A 360-nucleotide genomic window follows, 5' to 3' on the forward strand; every position below is an offset into this window, starting at 1 on the left:
CCCGTGAGGCTTAACCATACAACACCCAAGTAGTTTTGCTGATAAAGTGGACTATGAAGTGTGTATGTAGTTTGACACAGTGTAGGAATACACAAATCACGCATGACAATTGTGTGAATAAGAGATTAAAAACGCGTATTTATATAAAGTAGAGCCAAGGCTTTACTGTAGCGTCGATAAAAACGTTCATCCATGAACATTATCGACGTTAGTGCATCCATGCACGTCAGCTTTTAAGATTGTACCCTTTTTGTCTAGCGACAATAGCGACATGGCCCCACCTGATCCCATTCCGAACTCAGAAGTGAAACGTGTTAGCGCCGATGGTAGTGTGGGAGTTCCCATGTGAGAGTAGGACAT

Annotated in this window: 1 rRNA gene; it reads left to right on the plus strand. The window is 42.8% G+C overall.

Annotated elements, in window-relative coordinates:
* Positions 1-253: 253 nt before the first annotated feature.
* Positions 254-360: ribosomal RNA gene (gene rrf / locus H4J38_RS16970) — 5S ribosomal RNA — on the plus strand; the annotation flags it as partial.

This window comes from Colwellia sp. BRX10-3 (assembly GCF_014077505.1).
Taxonomy (GTDB): Bacteria; Pseudomonadota; Gammaproteobacteria; order Enterobacterales; family Alteromonadaceae; genus Cognaticolwellia.